The sequence below is a fragment of the Kineococcus vitellinus genome (assembly GCF_009906315.1).
Lineage (GTDB): Bacteria > Actinomycetota > Actinomycetes > Actinomycetales > Kineococcaceae > Kineococcus > Kineococcus vitellinus.
Map to the genome: position 1 here is coordinate 1 of NZ_JAAALL010000075.1, position 16,501 is coordinate 16,501.

The following is a 16,501-nucleotide window of genomic DNA, read 5'->3' on the forward strand; positions in this document are numbered from 1 at the left end:
GGGCGGGGAGGGCGGCGGCGAGGAGCACCGCAGCGCGATCCTCGCCCGCGAGATCGAGCGCCCGCGCTCGGGGCCGATGCGCGACATCGTGGCCACCATCCAGCCCGAGCAGGACGTGCTCGTGCGCGCCGACGCCTCGACGACCGTCTGCGTGCAGGGCGCGCCGGGCACCGGCAAGACGGCCGTCGGCCTGCACCGCGCCGCCTGGCTGCTGTACGCCCACCGCGAGCGCCTGCAGCGCCAGGGCGTGCTGGTGCTGGGTCCCAACCGCGCCTTCCTGCAGCACGTCTCCGCGGTGCTGCCCGCGCTGGGGGAGGTGCAGGTGGAGCAGCGGACCGTCGCCGAGCTGGTCGCCGGGGCCGCCGAGGGGCGGGCGCCGGTGCACGTGCGCGCCGAGGAGGACGCCGCCGTCGCGACCCTCAAGGGCGATGCGCGGATGGCCGAGGTCGTGCGCCGCGCGGTGTGGTCGGCCGTGGCCGACCCCGCCGGGGTCCTGGAGGGCGGGGCGCTCGCGGTGACCCGCGGCTCGCGCCGCTGGCGGGTGCCCGGGCACGTCGTGCGCGAGCTGCTGGAGGAGCTGGCCGGCCGCGGCGTGCGCTACGAGGCGGCCCGCGCGCTGCTGCCGCAGCGGCTGGCGCACGCGGTGCTGCAGCTGCTGGAGGCGGCCGGGGACTCCCCGGACGACCTCGTGCAGGACGCCGTCGCGCGCAGCGCGGAGGTGCGGCGCGCGGTGAAGGCGCTGCTGCCGGCGCAGACCCCGGCGAAGGTGCTGTGGCGGCTGCTGTCGGAGGAGGCGTTCCTGCGCGCCTGCTCCGAGGACCTCCTCGACGACGCCGAGCGGGAGCTGCTGCGCTGGCCGCGCCCGCCGCGCAGCGCCGGCTCCGCGCGCTGGAGCGCGGCCGACGCGGTGCTGCTCGACGAGGTCGCCGACCAGCTGGCGCGCACCCCCTCGCGCGCGCACGTCGTCCTCGACGAGGCGCAGGACCTCTCCGCGATGCAGCTGCGCGCCGTCGGGCGGCGCTGCACCACGGGCGCGGCCACCGTCCTCGGCGACATCGCGCAGGGCACCACGCCGTGGTCGGCGCGCAGCTGGGAGGACGTGCTCGGCCACCTCGGCAAGCCCGACGGGCAGCTGGAGGTGCTCGACCGGGGCTTCCGGGTGCCCTCGGCCGTCCTCGACTACGCCGCGCGGCTGCTGCCGCGCATCGCCCCGCAGCTGTCGGTGCCGCGCTCGGTGCGCGAGGACCCCGGGCGCCTGGATGTCCTGCCCGTCGCCGACCCCGTGGCCGCGGCCGTCGCGAGCACCCGCGAGCTGCTCGCCGAGGCCGGCTCGGTGGGCGTCGTCGTCGCGGCGGGCTCGGTGGCGGCCGCGGCCCGGGCGCTCACCGGGGCCGGGGTGGCCTTCTCCCGCCTCGACGAGGTGGCGGCGGGGGAGCTGCCGCAGCGGGTGTCCCTGGTGCCCGCCGCCCTGGTGAAGGGCCTGGAGTTCGACCGCGTGGTCGTCGTCGAGCCGGCCGACGTCGTGGCGGACGAACCGGACGAGCGCACCGGCCTGCGCCGGCTGTACGTGTGCCTGACCCGGGCGGTGAGCGCGATGGTGGTCCTGCACGCGCGGCCGCTGCCGCCCGCGCTGGGCCGGGCCGGGGCCGGGCTCTCGTAAGCTCGCCGCATGAGCGAGCTCCCCACCCGCGACGTCGACGGCGTCCCCACGATCTCCGTCACCGACCTGCCCGCCGACCTCGCCCTCGTGGACGTGCGCGAGGACGAGGAGTGGCGGGCCGGGCACGCCGAGGGGGCGCTGCACGTGCCGATGGGCCAGGTGCCGCAGCGCCTGGGCGAGCTGCCCGAGGGTCCCTTCGCCGTCGTCTGCCGCTCCGGTGGCCGCTCCCAGCGCACCGCGCAGTGGTTGCAGCACAACGGCTACGACGTCGTCAACGTCGACGGCGGCATGGGCGCGTGGGCGGACGCCGGCAAGCCGATGGTCTCCGAGTCCGGTCAGGAGCCGTTCGTCCGCTGACGCCGGCCGGCCGCCGGGGCGCTCAGGACACCTTCGCCGCGCGCTGCGGGTGGCCCGCGAGGTAGCCCTCGACGCCGATCATCGGCGGCCGCTCCTCCAGCTCCAGCAGGTGGGTGACGGGCGCGTAGTGGCCGTAGCCGTCGCGGGCGAACTGGGTGATGCTCGGCGGCTCGGGCACCTCGGCGCCGGCGCGCCGGTGCACGACGTGGCTGATCTGCGCGGCCATCCGGCCCAGCGCGGCGGTGTCCTGGTGGCTGTGCTGGCGCCGGCCGAGGTCGACCTGGGCGATGGCCGGCAGCCCGCGCAGGCGCAGGGTGTCGATGAGCAGGGCGATCTCGACGCCGTAGCCGCCGCAGAAGGGGACCGCCTCCAGCAGCCGGCGGCGGCCGGCGTACTCCCCGCCCAGCGGCTGCACCACCCCGACCAGCTCGGGGAAGAAGGCGCTGAGCAGCGGGCGGGCGACGAGCTCGGTGACCCGCCCGCCCGAGGTGCTGCCGGCGCCCGCCAGGGGGCGGTCGTAGCAGCCCTTGACGAGCTCGACGCCGGGGTCGGTGAGCAGCGGCCCGAGCAGGCCGGTGACCAGCTGCGGCTGCGGGTCCACGAGGTCGGCGTCGACGAAGACGACGACGTCGCCGGTGGTGACGGCCAGCGACTTCCACAGCACCTCGCCCTTGCCGGGCCGCGAGCCGGTCGCGGGCAGGACCTCGTCGCGGTGGTGGACGACGGCCCCGGCCGCCGCGGCGACCTCGGCGGTGGCGTCGGTGGAGCCGGAGTCCATGACGACGACCTCGTCGACGAGCCCGGTGGCCTCGGCGAGGCGGCGGACCATGCCGACGACGCGGCCGACGGTGGCCTCCTCGTCGAGGGCGGGCAGCACGACGCTGACCCGGGTGCCGGCCTTGTGGGCGCGCAGGCGGTCGATGGGCCAGTCGCGCGCGCGGGTCGTGGAGCGCTCGAACCAGGCCTGGACGGGCAGCTTCACGAGAACCTCCGGTCGACGCGGACGGCTCACCGTCGCACGCCCCCGGCGGCCGCGGCACCCCGCGCCGGGGAAGTTCACGCGGCTGTCACAGGGGCGCGCCGGGCGGGCCGATCACGTTTCGGCCTCGTTGCCGAGAGGTGTCGGAGACCTCTCACCCGGACGGCGGCGGCGCCCGCGGGCGAGGTTTGGCCCTCCGGGCGCGCGGGTACCCCCGAGCAGACGGTGAGCACTGCAGAGAGGGATCGGATGCCCACGGGAGTACGGCCCGTGCCGGCGACGCACTGGGCGAGCTTCGCCCACGACGCGGCGTCCGTCCCCAAGGCCCGGCACGTCGTGCGCACGGTGCTCGACGGCGCGGGGCTGGACGAGATGGCACTGGCGGAGATCGAGATCGTCGTCTCGGAGATCGTCGGCAACGCCGTGCGCCACGCGCGGCCGCTGGCCGACGGCGGCATCCACGTGCAGTGCGAGGTCACGGTCGAGGTCGCCCCCGCCACCGGGGCGGGGACCGGCGCGGGCGCCGCCGCGGGGGTGTCCCCGCACGTGGAGGTCGCGGTCACCGACGGCGGGGCCCCCGGGCGGGTGCTCGTCCCGCGCTCGCCGGACGGGTGCGCCACCGGCGGCCGGGGGCTGTTCATCGTGGACGGCCTGGCCGACGAGTGGGGGGTCGTGGACAACCTCGACGACCTCAGCCGCACGGTGTGGGCCTCCTTCGGGGGGCCGACGCGGCACCACCCGCACTGAGGACCCGCTGGAGGCCCGCTGCGGGGGCGCGCCGGGCGCGGTTCACCCAGACGCGTCACTCCGAGTCACCTTCCATCCACTCACCGCGATAGCGTGGTGCGGTGGAACCCGACGTGCGCGCCGTTCCCCTGGAGCACCTCCAGCGCACCGCCGAGGACCTCGCCGCCGCCCTGGACGTGCGCACGGCCGTCAGCGCCGTGCTGCGCACCGGCCGCGACGTGCTGCGCACCCACACCTGCGGCGTCTCCCTGCTCGACGAGAGCGGCGACGTGCTCGTCCCCCAGGCCCCGCACCTGCCCGGCGAGGACGGCCTCAGCGGCCTCGGGCTCGGGCTGGCCGTGCCGCTGGCCAGCTCCACCCCCAGCGCGCTCGCGGCCCGCACCCGCCGGCCCGTGCTGCTGGGCTCGCGCGCCGAGCTCGCCGCCGCCTTCGACGGGGGCCTGAACGACACCGTCCTCGCCCTCGGCGAGCACTCCTGGGCCATGTACCCGCTGGTGGCGCGCGGGCGCCTCGTCGGCGTGCTGCGCTTCGGGTTCCTGCGCGAGGGCTCCCTCGACGCCGACCAGCAGGTCTTCGCCGCCACCCTGGCCGGGCAGTGCGCGCTGGCCGTCGAGCGCGCCCGGCTGCTGGAGACCGCCCGCCGCTCCGAGCTGCGCTACCGCACGCTGGCCGAGGCCGGCTCCCTGGACGTCTTCACCGCCCGCCCCGGCTACGGCATGACGTGCGACCTGCCCGGCTGGCGCACCCTCACCCAGCGCGCCGGGGACGTGCGCGGCACCGGCTGGCAGCGCGACGTCCACCCCGAGGACCTGCCGCAGGTGCAGTCGGCCTTCGCCCTGGCCGTCGCCGCCCGCGCCCCGGGCCGCTTCCGCTTCCGGCTGCGCACCCCCTCCGGCTGGCGCACCCTGACCGCCGTGGCCGTGCCGGTCCTGGCCGACCCCACCGACCCCGGCGGCGAGGTGCTGGAGTGGGTCGGCTCCCTCGACGACGTCACCGAGCGCTCCCGCGCCGCCCGGCGCACCCGCGCGCTGCAGGGCCTCACCGCGGCGCTGGCCACCGCCACGACCTACCCGCAGGTGCTCGACGCCGTGCTGCGCGCCTGCCTGCACGGGCCCGGCGCGGTGCGCGGCACCCTCGGCCTGGCCGCCCGGCCCGGCGGCGACGGCGGCGTCGCGCTGCACCGGATGCTCTCCGACGGCACCCGCAGCACCAGCCGGCTGCCCGACGCCGTCCTGGCCGAGGCCTCCCGCCTGGCCGGCGGCGGCGGGGCCTTCCTCGTCGGCGCCGCGGGGGTCGCCGCCACGCCGGCGGGCGTGCGCCCGTACTTCGAGGCCGCCCTGGCGGCCGGGGAGCAGGCGTGGGCGCTGCTGCCGCTGGCCTCCCGCCGGCGCCACCTGGGCACCCTCGTCCTCGGCTTCGCCGAGCCGCCCGGCGACGACCCCGAGGAGCGCGAGTTCCTGCTGACCTTCGCCCGGCAGGTCTCCGGCGTCCTGGAGCGCATGCAGCTGGTGGAGGCGCAGCGCGACACCGCCACCGTGCTGCAGGAGGCGCTGCAGCCCGGCCCGCTGCCCCCCGTCCCGTGGCTGGCGGCGCACCGCATCGCCACCACCAGCGCCGGCGTGGAGGTCGGCGGCGACTGGGCCGAGCTGATCCCGCTGGCCGACGGGCGCGTCGCGGTCGTGCTGGGCGACGTCATGGGCCGCGGGGCGCGCGCGGCGACCGTCATGGGGCAGGTGCGCACCCAGGTGCGCACCCTGGCCGTCCTCGACCCGCACCCGACGGCGGTGCTGCGCGGGCTCGACGCCTGCGCCCGCGCCGGCGCCGCCGAGGACCTGGTGACGATCTTCTACGGCGTGCTCGGCGCCGACGGGCACCTGCTGGCCGCCAGCGCCGGGCACCTGCCGCCGCTGACCTGCGACGGCGGCCCGCGCTACCTCGACGTGCCGCCGGGGGTGCCCGTCGGCGTCGGCGGGGACGGGCGCGAGGAGGTCCTCGACGTGCGGCTGGCCCCCGGCAGCGGGCTCGTCGTCTTCTCCGACGGGCTGGTGGAGACCCGCAGCCGCTCGCTGACCGAGGGGCTCGACGCCGTGCTGGCGCACTTCCGCGACGTGGCCCGCGAGGAACCCGCCGAGGTGGCCGAGGCGCTCGTGCGCCGGATGACCGACACCGGCGCGGAGGCCGACGACGACGTCACGGTGCTGGCGGTGCGGCTGCGCTAGCGTCGCCGCGTGCCACCCCTGCGCCCCTCCCCGACCGTCGCGGCAGTGATCCCGGCCAAGGACGAGGAGGAGCGCATCGCGGCCACCGTGGCCGCCGTCCGCTCCCTGGCGGTCGTCGACCTCGTCGTGGTCGTCGACGACGGCTCGCGCGACGGCACCGCCCGGGCGGCCCGCGCCGCGGGCGCCGTCGTCGTGGCGCACCCGCGCAACCGCGGCAAGGCCGCGGCCCTGCAGACCGGGGCCCGCGCGGGCGCCGCCGCCGAGGCCCGCTCCCCGCGCCCGGGGCTGCGCCCGCGACCGCTGCTGCTCGTCGACGCCGACCTCGGCGCGAGCGCCGTCGAGACGGCGCCGCTGACCGGGCCGGTGCTGGCGGGCGAGGCGGACATGACGATCGCGGTGCTGCCGCCGCAGTCCAGCCCCGGCGGCGGGCGCGGGCTCGTCGTCGGCCTGGCCCGCCGCGGCACGCTGGCCACCGCCGGCTGGTCCCCGCAGCAGCCGCTGTCGGGGATGCGCTGCCTGACCCGCGCCGCGTTCGAGGCGGCGCTGCCGCTGGCCCCGGGCTGGGGCGTGGAGACGGCCCTGACCATCGACCTGCTGCGCGCCGGCCACCGGGTGCGCGAGGTGCCGTGCGCGCTGCAGCACCGGGTGACCGGCACCGACTGGCGCTCGCAGCTGCACCGCGCCGCGCAGTACCGCGACGTCGCGCGCGCCCTCGCCCGCCGCCGGCTGGGCGACGCCCTGCGCCGCGCCAGCGGTGCCTGAGCGCACCCGCCCGCCCGTGCGGCCCGCCGCGCCGCCCGCCGCGGCGCTGGCGACGCTCGCGGCCGTGCTGTGCCTGGGCTGCTGGGCTGCGGTCGCCCTCGCCGGGCCGTCGGCGGCGGTGCCGGCGCTGGGGCCCGGGCGGCTGCCGCTGGACCTCGGCCGCTCCCCGTCCTCGGAGCTGGTCACGGCGCTGTCGGGGCTGTCGGTGCTCGCCGGCGGCACGGCGCTGCTGGCCGCCGTGCACGCGGTCGGGCGGGGCTGGCGGCCGCGCCGCTTCCTGCTCGTGGGCCTGGCGGGGGCGCTGCTGACGGTGCTGCTGCCGCCGGTCGGCTCCGCCGACCACCTCAGCTACGCCGCCTACGGGCGCATCGCCGCCCTCGGCGGCGACCCGTACGCGCAGCCGCCGGACACCTTCGCCGGCGGCGACGACCCGGTCGCCTCGGCCGTGCGGGACCCGTGGCGCTCGACGACGTCGGTCTACGGGCCCGTCGCGGCGCTGCTGCAGGCGCTGGCCTCCCTGGCCGGCGGGGACTCGGTGCGCGCGACGGTGTGGTGCTGGCAGCTGCTGCTGCTGCTCGCCTGGGCGGCGGCCGGGCTGGGGGTGCGCGCCGCGGTGCGCGAGCCCGCCCGCCGGGCGCGCGCGCAGGTGCTGTGGACGGCCAACCCGCTGCTGCTGACGGTGGGCCTGGGCGGCGCGCACGCCGACGTCCTGGCGGGGGCGGCCGCCGTCGGGGCGCTGCTGCTGGGGCGCCGGCACCCGCTGGCGGCGGGGGTGGCGCTGGCCGTGGCCGCGGGCACGAAGCTGCCCTACGGGGCGGCCGGCGCGGGGCTGCTGGTGGCGGCGCTGACGACGGGGGCGCTGCGCCGCGGCTGGGTGCTGCGCGGGCTGGGCGGGCTGCTGCTGGTGCTGGTGCCCGCGCACGCGTGGGCGGGGGTGCACGTGTACGACCAGACCCGCACGGCCAGCCGGTACGTGTCGCTGGCGACGGTGTGGCGGCCGCTGGTGGACGCGGGCCTGCCCCGCGGCTGGCTGCTGCCGGGGATGCTGCTGGTGATGGCCGCGGTCGTGCTGCTGTGGTGGCCGGTGCTGGTGCGCGGCGGCTTCGAGGACCGGGCCGCGGGCTTCACCGCCGCGCTGGCGGCGGGCTACCTGCTGGGCGCCGCCTACGAGCTGCCCTGGTACGACGCGCTGCTGTGGGGGCCGCTGGGGCTGGCGCTGGCGGTGCCGGTGCTGGACCGGCTGCTGGCGCTGCGCCTGGCGCTGCTGGCCTCGGCCTACGTGCCGGGGCTGGTGGACGGCATGTCGGCGTCCGTGGAGGCGCTCACGCTGGGCTACCGGCGCGAGGCCGGGCCGTGGATCGCGTGGGCGGCGCTGCTGGCGGTGCTGGCCTCGGGTGCGCGGTTCCGGTGGCGGCGTGGGCCGAGCGGGTGGTGAGATGGTCCTGGGTTCAAGGACGTTCGATCGCAGTACGAGTGCGTATCGTGACGCAGAGTGTGCTGACTGCGGTTCACCCGAAGGCCGTCGCGGCGTCACGGAGGAGCTTCACATGGAGGACAGCAGCGTGGCCGTGGTCGACGGCCAGCGCGTCGTCGAGGACGCCGAGGGCAACCGCTTCGTCCTCGTCCCCGAGCAGCGCTACCGCGCGCTGCAGGAGGCCGAGCGCGCCGCCCGCCCCGACCGGCGCACCGTCGTGCTGACCGCCCGCGAGCGCGAGGTCCTGCAGATGGTCGCCGACGGCTGCCCCGGCTCGGTCGTCGCCGAGCGCTTCGGCCTGGCCGCCAACACCGTCGCCCAGCACCTGGCCGCCGTGCGGCGCAAGTACGGCGTGCGCTCCTCCGCGGCCGCCGCCGGCCTGGCGCGCGAGGACGGGCTCATCTCCTGACCCGCTGACCCGCGCACCCGCGCACCCGGCGGGCGCGCCCGGCGGCGGGGGCCTAGGGGCTGGGCATCGTGAAGCCGACGATCTGCTCGGTGCCCCCGTCCTCGCCGGTCAGCGCGTGGGCCACCGCGGACAGCCAGTGCTCCCCGCCGTCGTCGTGCACCACGCGGAAGCGCAGGTTCAGCGACGCCTGCTTGTGCAGCGAGGCGAGCGTCGCGGCCTGCACCTGCGCCCGCTCCTGCGGGTGCACCCGCTCCAGCACCTGCGCCCACGTCAGCCGGTGCTGGCGCGCGGGCAGCCCGAGCAGCCCGCTGGTGCGCTCGTCGAGGTCGACGACCTCCGGGCGCACGCGCAGCGCGAAGGCCCCCGACGGCGTCTGCGGCAGCCCCCGGTCGGCCGGCCCCGCGGCCGCCGCGGGCCCGCCCAGCGTGGTCAGCGCCAGGTCGACCCGCGCGCGCAGCGGCGCCGGCAGCTGCGCGAGCACCTGCTGGCCGACGGGGCTGGAGACCAGCAGCCGCACCATCAGGTGGAAGGGGACGGCGTCGCCCTGCACGACGAGCCCGAGGCGGCGGCCGTGGTCGTCGTCGAGGGCGAGGCTGTCGACGAGGGCGGTGATCTGCGGGTCCGGGCCCGGGGGCATGTCGTCGCCCCACAGGGCGGCCAGGTCGGCGCGCACCTGCTCGGCGCGCCGGCGCACGTGGTGCTCGCGGCTCAACGGGTCCTCGCTCACGCGGCGGCCACCCCCCTGCTCGAGACGCCGGCCGTGCGCACATGGTGCTCCACGCGGGCGCGGACCACCAGGCCCGCGGCGGTGGCGCCGGACCGCGCCCCGGCCCGGCGGTGCGACGATGGGCGGGCCATGACGATCGCCACCGCACCCTCGCTGCCCGAGCTGCTGCCCGCCGCGGGCACCGCCGCCGCCGACGACCCCGACACCGTCTTCGAGGCGTTCTCCTCCTGGGTCTCCGCCGGCGGCATCGAGCTGTACCCGGCCCAGCAGGAGGCGCTCATCGAGGTCGTCTCCGGCTCCAACGTCGTGCTCGCCACCCCCACCGGCTCCGGCAAGTCCCTCGTCGCCGCCGGCGCGCACGCCGCGGCGCTGGCCGCCGGGATCCGCTCCTTCTACACCGCGCCGCTCAAGGCCCTGGTGAGCGAGAAGTTCTTCGCCCTCGTGGAGACCTTCGGCGCCGAGCGCGTCGGGATGATGACGGGCGACGCGTCGGTGAACCCGGGCGCGCCGATCGTCTGCTGCACCGCCGAGGTGCTGGCCAACGTCGCGCTGCGCTCCGGCGCGTTCGCCGACGTCGGCCAGGTCGTCATGGACGAGTTCCACTTCTACGCCGACCCCGACCGCGGCTGGGCGTGGCAGGTGCCGATCGTGGAGCTGCCGCAGGCGCAGTTCCTGCTCATGTCGGCCACCCTGGGCGACGTCACCCGGCTGCGCGAGGACCTCAGCCGCCGCACCGGCCGGGCGACCGCCGTCGTCACCTCCGTGGAGCGGCCCGTGCCGCTGCACTACTCCTACGCGACGACGCCGCTGCAGGAGACCGTCGAGGAGCTGCTGGCCACCGACCGCGCGCCCGTCTACGTCGTGCACGCCACCCAGGCCGCCGCCGTCGAGCAGGCGCAGGCGCTGACCAGCGCCAAGGTCGCCACCCGCGAGCAGCGCGACGCCATCGCCGAGGCCATCGGCTCCTTCCGCTTCGCCGTCGGCTTCGGCAAGGTCCTCTCCCGCCTGCTGCGGATGGGCGTCGGCGTCCACCACGCCGGGATGCTGCCCAAGTACCGCCGCCTCGTGGAGACGCTGGCCCAGGCGGGGCTGCTGAAGGTCATCTGCGGCACCGACACCCTCGGCGTCGGCATCAACGTCCCGATCCGCACGGTGCTGTTCGCCGGGCTGACCAAGTTCGACGGCCGCCGCACCCGCCACTACCGCGCCCGGGAGTTCCACCAGATCGCCGGCCGCGCCGGCCGCGCCGGCTTCGACACCGCGGGCACGGTCGTCGTGCAGGCGCCCGAGCACGAGGTCGAGAACGCCCGCCGCGTCGCGCGCGCCGGCGACGACCCGAGGAAGCTCAAGCGCGTGCAGCGCGTCAAGGCGCCCGAGGGGTTCGTCTCCTGGTCGCAGGCGACGATGGACAAGCTCGTCGTCGCCGAGCCCGAGCAGCTCACCAGCCACTTCCGGGTGACGACCTCGATGCTGCTGAACCTGCTGCAGCGCCCCGGCAACCCCGTCGAGGCCGCCCGGCACCTGCTGCTGGACAACCACGAGCCGCGCAAGAACCAGCTCCAGCACGTGCGCCGCGCGGTGGAGCTGTTCCGGGCGCTGCTCGACGCGGGCGTCGTGGAGAAGCTGCCGGCGCCGCTGCCCGACGGCCGCCAGGTGCGCCTCGTGACCGACCTGCAGCTGGACTTCGCGCTCAACCAGCCCCTGTCGCCGTTCGCGCTGGCCGTCATCGACGAGCTGCTCGACCCCGCCTCGCCGACCTACGCCCTCGACGTCGTCTCCGTCATCGAGTCCACCCTCGACGAGCCGATGAAGGTGCTGCTCGCGCAGCGCTCGAAGGCCAAGGGCGAGGCCGTCGCGCGGATGAAGGCCGACGGCGTGGAGTACGAGGAGCGGATGGCGCAGCTGGAGGACGTCGAGTGGCCGCAGCCGCTCGCCGAGGAGCTGCGCGCCGCCTACGAGACCTACCGCTCCGGCAACCCGTGGGTCGCCGACCACGAGGTGAAGCCGAAGTCCGTCGTGCGCGACATGTACGAGCGGGCCATGACGTTCGGCGACTACGTCGGCTTCTACCAGCTCGCCCGCTCCGAGGGCCTCGTCCTGCGCTACCTCTCCGACGCCTACAAGGCGCTGCGCCAGACCGTGCCCGACGACGCCCGCACCGAGGAGCTCACCGACCTCGTGGAGTGGCTCGGGGAGGTCGTGCGCCAGACCGACTCCTCGCTGCTGGCCGAGTGGGAGGCGCTGCGCGACGGCGTCGACCCCGCCGACGTCGAGGACGTGGTGGCGCCGCAGGAGGAGCAGGCGCCGCCGGTCACCGCGAACGCCCGCGCGTTCCGGGTCCTGGTGCGCAACGCGGTGTTCCGCTTCGTGGAGCTCGCCGCGCTGGACCGCCCCGAGCAGCTCGCCGCGCTCGACGGCTCGCCCGACGAGGACACCTGGGCAGACCAGCTCGACGCCTACTACGAGGAGCACGAGAGCATCGGCACCGGCCCGGACGCGCGTGGTCCGCACCTGCTGCAGGTCGACGACGGCTCCGGCCCGGAGCCGAAGGGCTCCCCGCGCCGCTGGTACGTGCGCCAGGTCGTCGAGGACCCGGCGGGGGACCGCGACTGGGCGGTCGTCGCCGAGGTCGACCTCGACGCCTCCGACGAGGCCGGCGCGGCGGTGCTGCGGGTGGCCGGGCTGCTGAGGATGTGAGCGTGGACGTGGACGCCGGCGTCGACCACGCGGCCGTCTTCGCGGCGCTGCCGACGCCGCTGCTCGTCCTCGACGCGCGGCTGCACGTCGTGGCCGTCAACGACGCCTACGCCCGCGCCACCGGCAGCCGGCGCGAGCGGCTGCTCGGCCGGCACGTCCTGGAGGCGATGCCCGACAACCCCGAGACCCCCGAGGCCCGCGCCACGGCGAACCTCGGGGACTCGCTGCGGCGGGTCCTGGCGACGGGCCGGGCGGACACCATGCCGCTGCAGCGCTACGACGTCCCCGACGGCCGCGGCGGGTTCACCGAGCGCTGGTGGAGCCCGTTCAACGTGCCCGTCCTCGACGCCGACGGCCGCGTGCGCCTCGTCGTGCACCGCGTCGAGGACGTCACCCCCTACGTGCACGCCCGCGGCGGCGACGCCGCGCTGGGCACCGGGGAGCCGGGCCGGCAGCTGAGCCTGGAGCTGCGCGCCGAGGCCGACCTGCACCTGCGCGGGCACGAGCTGCGGGCCGCCCTCACGGCGGAGGCCGCCACCGCGGCCCGCCTCGCCGGCCTGGTCGACGTGTCGGTGCAGCTGGCGGCCGCGCGCACCACGACGCAGCTCGCGGACACCGTCGTGCACCGCGGCCTCGCCGTCCTGGGCGCCGACGGCGGCGCGGTCGCCGTGCGCAGCGGCGACGAGCTGCGGCTCTCCCTCACCGAGAGCCTGGGCCCGCGGGCGGCCGTGGCCTGGAGCCGCGTCCCCGTGGACCACCCGATGCCGGTCGCCCTGGCCGCCGCCACCGGCCGCCGCATCGTGCTGCCCGACCTGCAGGCCGTCCTGGCCGCGGCCCCCGGCATGGACGAGGTGGTCGCGGTCACCGGCATGCAGGCGTGGATCTGCCTGCCCTTGCGCGCGGGGGGCGCGACGCTGGGTTCGCTGGCGGTGGGCTGGCGCGAGCCGCAGCGCTTCGCCGAGCGCGACCTGGAGCTCGTCGACGCCTTCGCCGCCCAGTGCGCGCAGACGCTGGCCGGGCTGCAGGCCGCCGAGGCCGAGCGCGGCATGTCGGAGGCGCTGCAGCGCAGCCTGCTCACCGCCCCGGTGCAGCCGGACGACCTGCGCATCGCGGTGCGCTACCTGCCCGCCGGCCAGGGCGCCCGGGTGGGCGGCGACTGGTACGACGGGTTCTCCTCCCCGGACGGCGCGACGGTCCTGGCGATCGGCGACGTCGCCGGGCACGACCGCGAGGCCGCCGCCCAGATGGGGCAGCTGCGCAACCTGCTGCGCGGGGTGTGCGCGGCCCTGGGCACCACGCCGGCGGCCGTCCTGTCCGGCCTGGACCGCGCCATGCGCCAGCTGCACGTGCCCTCGGTCGCCACGGCCGTGCTCGCGCACGTGGAGCTGCCCGCGGGCGAGGACGAGGAGAGCGGGGTGCGGACGCTGCGCTGGTCCAACGCCGGCCACCTGCCGCCCGTCCTCGCGGTGCCCGGCGCCGGCGCCCGCCTGCTGGACACCGCGCCGGACCTGCTGCTGGGCCTGCAGCCGGAGGTCCCCCGCCACGACCACACCACCGCGCTGCCGCCCGGCTCGACGCTGGTGCTCTGCACCGACGGCCTCGTGGAGCGCCGCGGGGAGGACCTGCACGTGGGCCTGGAGCGGCTGCGCCGGCGCGTCGAGCAGCTGCGCGACCTGCCCGCGGAGGAGGTCTGCGACGCCCTCGTCGCCGACCTCGGCGACGGCCGCGAGGACGACGTGGCGATCCTCGTGCTGCGCGTGGCCGCCCCCGCCGGGCGCTGACCGCCCGCGCCACCGCCCGCGCCACCCGCGAGCCTCGCTGGCGCCGCGGGGCGGGGCGCGGCAGGGTGGCCGCGTGGACGTGGCGGTGGGCGGGCCGGTGGGCAGGGCGGTGCAGCGGTCGGCGGGACGGCGGGCGGTGCTGGCGCGCGCCGCCGCCCGCGGTGCCGCCGGGGGGCTGGCGGGCGCGGCGGCGATGGCGCTGGGCCAGCGCGCGGAGCGCGCCCTGACCGGGCGCCCGGCCTCCTACGTGCGGGGGCGGACCCTGCTCATCCTGCTCGGCCGCTCCCCGGGCGACGACGAGCGCCCGGCCGCGGCGACCGCCGCGATGGACCTGGTGACCGGCGTCGCCCTCGGTGCGCTGCGCGGGGTGTGGCGGGCCAGCGGGCTCGTCGCGGTGCGCGCGGACGTGGTGCAGACGCTGACCCGCGTCATCGTCGACCAGACCCTGGAGAACGCCACGGGTGCCGGTGCGCCGCCGCGCACCTGGCAGCGCGGGGAGGGCGTCGTCGAGGTCCTGCACGCGGCCGTCGCGGCGATCGCCACCGGTGCCGTCGTCGAGCGGCTCGTCGAGCCGGTGCTCGAGTCGCGCCGGGGCACCGGCAGCCACTGAGGTGCGGCGGTGAGGCTGCTGTTCGAGGTGCACCCGGTGACGGGCCTGCGCCAGGCCCTCACGGGGTTCGAGCGGTCCGGCTTCGCGCTGCTGCACCGGCCCGACCGCGACAGCGCGCTGCTGGCGGCGCCGGGTTCGCCGGTGGCGGCCGTGCTGCTGCACGAGCACGACGTGGAGCTGGAGCTGGGGGCCGGGGGTGCCTACCTCGTCGAGGACGTCGACGCGTTCGCCCGCGAGCAGGCCGACCGGGACTGGCTCGTGGAACCCTGCGACGCGCCGCTCGGCCGCTACGCGGCGCTGCGCACCCGGGCCGGCCTGCCGCAGCGGTTCCTGGACCCCTCCGGCTGCCCGCCGCACGTGCGCGCCCTGCTGGGCTGAGCGCGGGCCCGCACGCGCGGCGCCCTCCCCCGCGGGTGCGGGGGAGGGCGCCGTGGTGCTCGTGCCGGTGGTGCTCCTGCCGGTGGTGCTCGTGCCGGTGCTGCGGTGTCAGCCGACCAGCTCGGTCTGCTGGGCCGCGACCTCGGCCTCGGCGACCTTGCCCTCGGTGCTCAGCAGGCTGTGGGTCGGGACCTGCAGGCCGAGGGCCGCGCAGACGGCGTGGAACACCTCGGTGTTGTCCAGCAGCTTCGCGAAGCGCTCCGACCCCGGACCGGAGGCGAAGATGGAGACGTCCTCGACGGTGTGCACGCAGTTCGTCTCCTCCAGCGGCAGGTTGCCGATCTGGAGGACGGAGCCCGGGTCGCGCTCGGGGTTGGGGAACGCCTGCTCGGTGGCGGGGTCCTCCAGGGCCGGCTGCTGCAGGACGGGGTTGTGCGCGAAGTCGTCCGGGTGGTCCGGGTGGTTGGACCAGCCGAAGAACAGCTGCACGTCCGGGTTCGGGTCGTCGGGGAACCCGTCGCCGTTCGCGTCCTCGTAGGTCGGGAAACCGGCGTCGGCGTACACGCCGTTCTGCTGGCGGGCGGGCGAGCCCTCCTTGGACAGCGTGTGGGTGCCGGCGATGCTCATGGCGTGGTTGTGGTCGGCGGTGACGACGATGAGGGTGTCGTCGCGGCCGGCCGCCCACTCCTTGGCGATGCCGACGGCCTGGTCCAGCTCGATGGTGTCGTAGACGGCGCGCGGCCCGTCCAGCGGGTGCTCCGACTTGTCGATCGAGGCGCCCTCGACCATGAGGAAGAAGCCCTTGTCGTTCTTCTCCAGGACCTCCAGCGCGGCCTTCGTCATCTCCACCAGGCCCGGCTGGTCGGTGAAGTCGCCCAGCACCTCCGGGTTCGGGGTGATCTCGCGGTCGATGTAGACGTTGAGGTTGCCCAGGGTGAAGGTGCCGAGCAGCTTGTCGGGGGTCCCGGCGGCCATGACCGCGGCGAGCTCGGTGCGCGAGCCCGCGTAGGCGAAGCCCTTGTCCTTGAACTCCTCGATGAGGTCGCGGTCGTCCTCGCGGCGCGAGCCCTCCTGCGACTGCGGCAGCAGCGAGGCGCGCCCGCCGCCCATGTACACGTCGGGCATCTGACCGGGCTGCAGGGCCTGGTCCATGATGTCGAGGTACTCCGAGCGGCGGCGGGTGTGCGCGAACACCGCGGCGGGGGTGGCGTCCTGGATCTCGGCGGTGGTGACGATGCCGATGGACATCTCCCGCGAGCGCTTGAGGACCTCGGCCATGGTCTCCACGCGCGGGCTGGCGTTCGGGTCCTCGGAGTTGCCGGGGTAGACGCCCATGGCGTTGACGGCCGACTTGTGGCCGGTCATGTACGCGGACATGGAGTTCGCCGAGTCGGTGGCGATGGAGTCGACGCCCGAGGTGGTGACGTTGCCGCGGTGGTCCAGGGTGTCCATCTCCAGCAGGGCGTCGTACTTGCCCTCGGTGATCCCCTTGGACAGGATGCGCGCGCCGGTGATGGCGGCCTGGCCCATGCCGTCGCCGAGGAAGAAGATGACGTTCTTGGCCTTCTTCCCCGCCGCGTCGTTGAGCACGACCTCGTGCTTCACCTCCTGGGAGGCCTCGCCGGCCGAGGAGGTGACGGCGGCGGCGATCGTGTAGCTGCCGGCCTCGGGGTAGACCAGGCCGCGGTAGGTGACCTCGAC

14 protein-coding genes are annotated in these 16,501 nt (G+C 77.0%); 11 read left to right on the forward strand and 3 right to left on the reverse strand.

Translation table 11 applies throughout. The annotated features are described in order from the left end of the window. Together GTQ99_RS09070 and GTQ99_RS09075 are read left to right on the forward strand one after the other, a co-directional pair. A partial coding sequence (locus GTQ99_RS09070) for a HelD family protein (RefSeq protein WP_166615418.1) occupies nucleotides 1–1,660 on the forward strand: 1,660 nt, incomplete at its 5' end. Between the two features lie 9 nt (nucleotides 1,661–1,669). Beyond that, nucleotides 1,670–2,017 (forward strand): rhodanese-like domain-containing protein, encoded by a 348-nt coding sequence (locus GTQ99_RS09075; protein ID WP_166615419.1) that lies wholly within the window; start codon nucleotides 1,670–1,672, stop codon nucleotides 2,015–2,017. A gap of 22 nt (nucleotides 2,018–2,039) precedes the next feature. Here the strand turns inward: GTQ99_RS09075 and GTQ99_RS09080 are convergent, their stop codons facing one another. Further along, entirely contained in the window at nucleotides 2,040–2,999 is a 960-nt protein-coding gene (locus tag GTQ99_RS09080) for a glucosyl-3-phosphoglycerate synthase (protein ID WP_166615420.1), read from the reverse strand. 246 nt (nucleotides 3,000–3,245) lie between these two features. On the opposite strand from GTQ99_RS09080, the gene GTQ99_RS09085 reads away from it, so the two are divergent. From GTQ99_RS09085 to GTQ99_RS09105, 5 genes are all read left to right on the forward strand, one after another. After that, nucleotides 3,246–3,743: an ATP-binding protein gene (locus GTQ99_RS09085; protein ID WP_166615421.1), complete on the forward strand. Its 498-nt coding sequence runs from the start codon at nucleotides 3,246–3,248 to the stop codon at nucleotides 3,741–3,743. Between the two features lie 101 nt (nucleotides 3,744–3,844). After that, nucleotides 3,845–5,962 (forward strand): SpoIIE family protein phosphatase, encoded by a 2,118-nt coding sequence (locus GTQ99_RS09090; RefSeq protein ID WP_166615422.1) that lies wholly within the window; start codon nucleotides 3,845–3,847, stop codon nucleotides 5,960–5,962. A gap of 9 nt (nucleotides 5,963–5,971) precedes the next feature. Further along, nucleotides 5,972–6,724, forward strand: a complete 753-nt coding sequence (locus GTQ99_RS09095; protein ID WP_166615423.1) for a glycosyltransferase — start codon at nucleotides 5,972–5,974, stop codon at nucleotides 6,722–6,724. Next, entirely contained in the window at nucleotides 6,717–8,159 is a 1,443-nt protein-coding gene (gene mptB / locus GTQ99_RS09100) for a polyprenol phosphomannose-dependent alpha 1,6 mannosyltransferase MptB (protein WP_166615424.1), read from the forward strand. Before GTQ99_RS09095 ends, mptB begins: the two co-directional genes overlap by 8 nt. 112 nt (nucleotides 8,160–8,271) lie before the next feature. Beyond that, nucleotides 8,272–8,607: a response regulator transcription factor gene (locus GTQ99_RS09105; protein WP_166615425.1), complete on the forward strand. Its 336-nt coding sequence runs from the start codon at nucleotides 8,272–8,274 to the stop codon at nucleotides 8,605–8,607. A gap of 52 nt (nucleotides 8,608–8,659) precedes the next feature. Here the strand turns inward: GTQ99_RS09105 and GTQ99_RS09110 are convergent, their stop codons facing one another. Continuing rightward, entirely contained in the window at nucleotides 8,660–9,334 is a 675-nt protein-coding gene (locus GTQ99_RS09110; RefSeq protein ID WP_166615426.1) for a PAS domain-containing protein, read from the reverse strand. Between the two features lie 129 nt (nucleotides 9,335–9,463). On the opposite strand from GTQ99_RS09110, the gene GTQ99_RS09115 reads away from it, so the two are divergent. From GTQ99_RS09115 to GTQ99_RS09130, 4 genes are all read left to right on the forward strand, one after another. Further along, the gene (locus GTQ99_RS09115) at nucleotides 9,464–12,031 is read left to right on the forward strand and encodes a DEAD/DEAH box helicase (protein WP_240897065.1); all 2,568 of its coding nucleotides are present in this window, start codon (nucleotides 9,464–9,466) and stop codon (nucleotides 12,029–12,031) included. Nucleotides 12,032–12,033: 2 nt separating this feature from the next. Further along, nucleotides 12,034–13,812: a SpoIIE family protein phosphatase gene (locus GTQ99_RS09120; RefSeq protein WP_166615427.1), complete on the forward strand. Its 1,779-nt coding sequence runs from the start codon at nucleotides 12,034–12,036 to the stop codon at nucleotides 13,810–13,812. A 73-nt stretch (nucleotides 13,813–13,885) separates the two neighbouring features. Further along, a complete protein-coding gene (locus tag GTQ99_RS09125) occupies nucleotides 13,886–14,422 on the forward strand; it encodes a hypothetical protein (protein WP_205707103.1) in 537 nt (178 codons plus the stop codon). Nucleotides 14,423–14,431: 9 nt separating this feature from the next. Continuing rightward, nucleotides 14,432–14,800: a hypothetical protein gene (locus tag GTQ99_RS09130; RefSeq protein ID WP_166615428.1), complete on the forward strand. Its 369-nt coding sequence runs from the start codon at nucleotides 14,432–14,434 to the stop codon at nucleotides 14,798–14,800. Between the two features lie 108 nt (nucleotides 14,801–14,908). On the opposite strand, the gene GTQ99_RS09135 is transcribed toward GTQ99_RS09130, so the two are convergent. Then, a partial coding sequence (locus GTQ99_RS09135) for an alkaline phosphatase (RefSeq protein ID WP_166615429.1) occupies nucleotides 14,909–16,501 on the reverse strand: 1,593 nt, incomplete at its 5' end.

Coding starts and splice junctions, on each gene's coding strand:
- GTQ99_RS09075 (WP_166615419.1), top strand. CDS start 1,670: ATGAGCGAGCTCCCCACCCGCGACGTCGACGGCGTCCCCACGATCTCC.
- GTQ99_RS09085 (WP_166615421.1), top strand. CDS start 3,246: ATGCCCACGGGAGTACGGCCCGTGCCGGCGACGCACTGGGCGAGCTTC.
- GTQ99_RS09105 (WP_166615425.1), top strand. CDS start 8,272: ATGGAGGACAGCAGCGTGGCCGTGGTCGACGGCCAGCGCGTCGTCGAG.
- GTQ99_RS09115 (WP_240897065.1), top strand. CDS start 9,464: ATGACGATCGCCACCGCACCCTCGCTGCCCGAGCTGCTGCCCGCCGCG.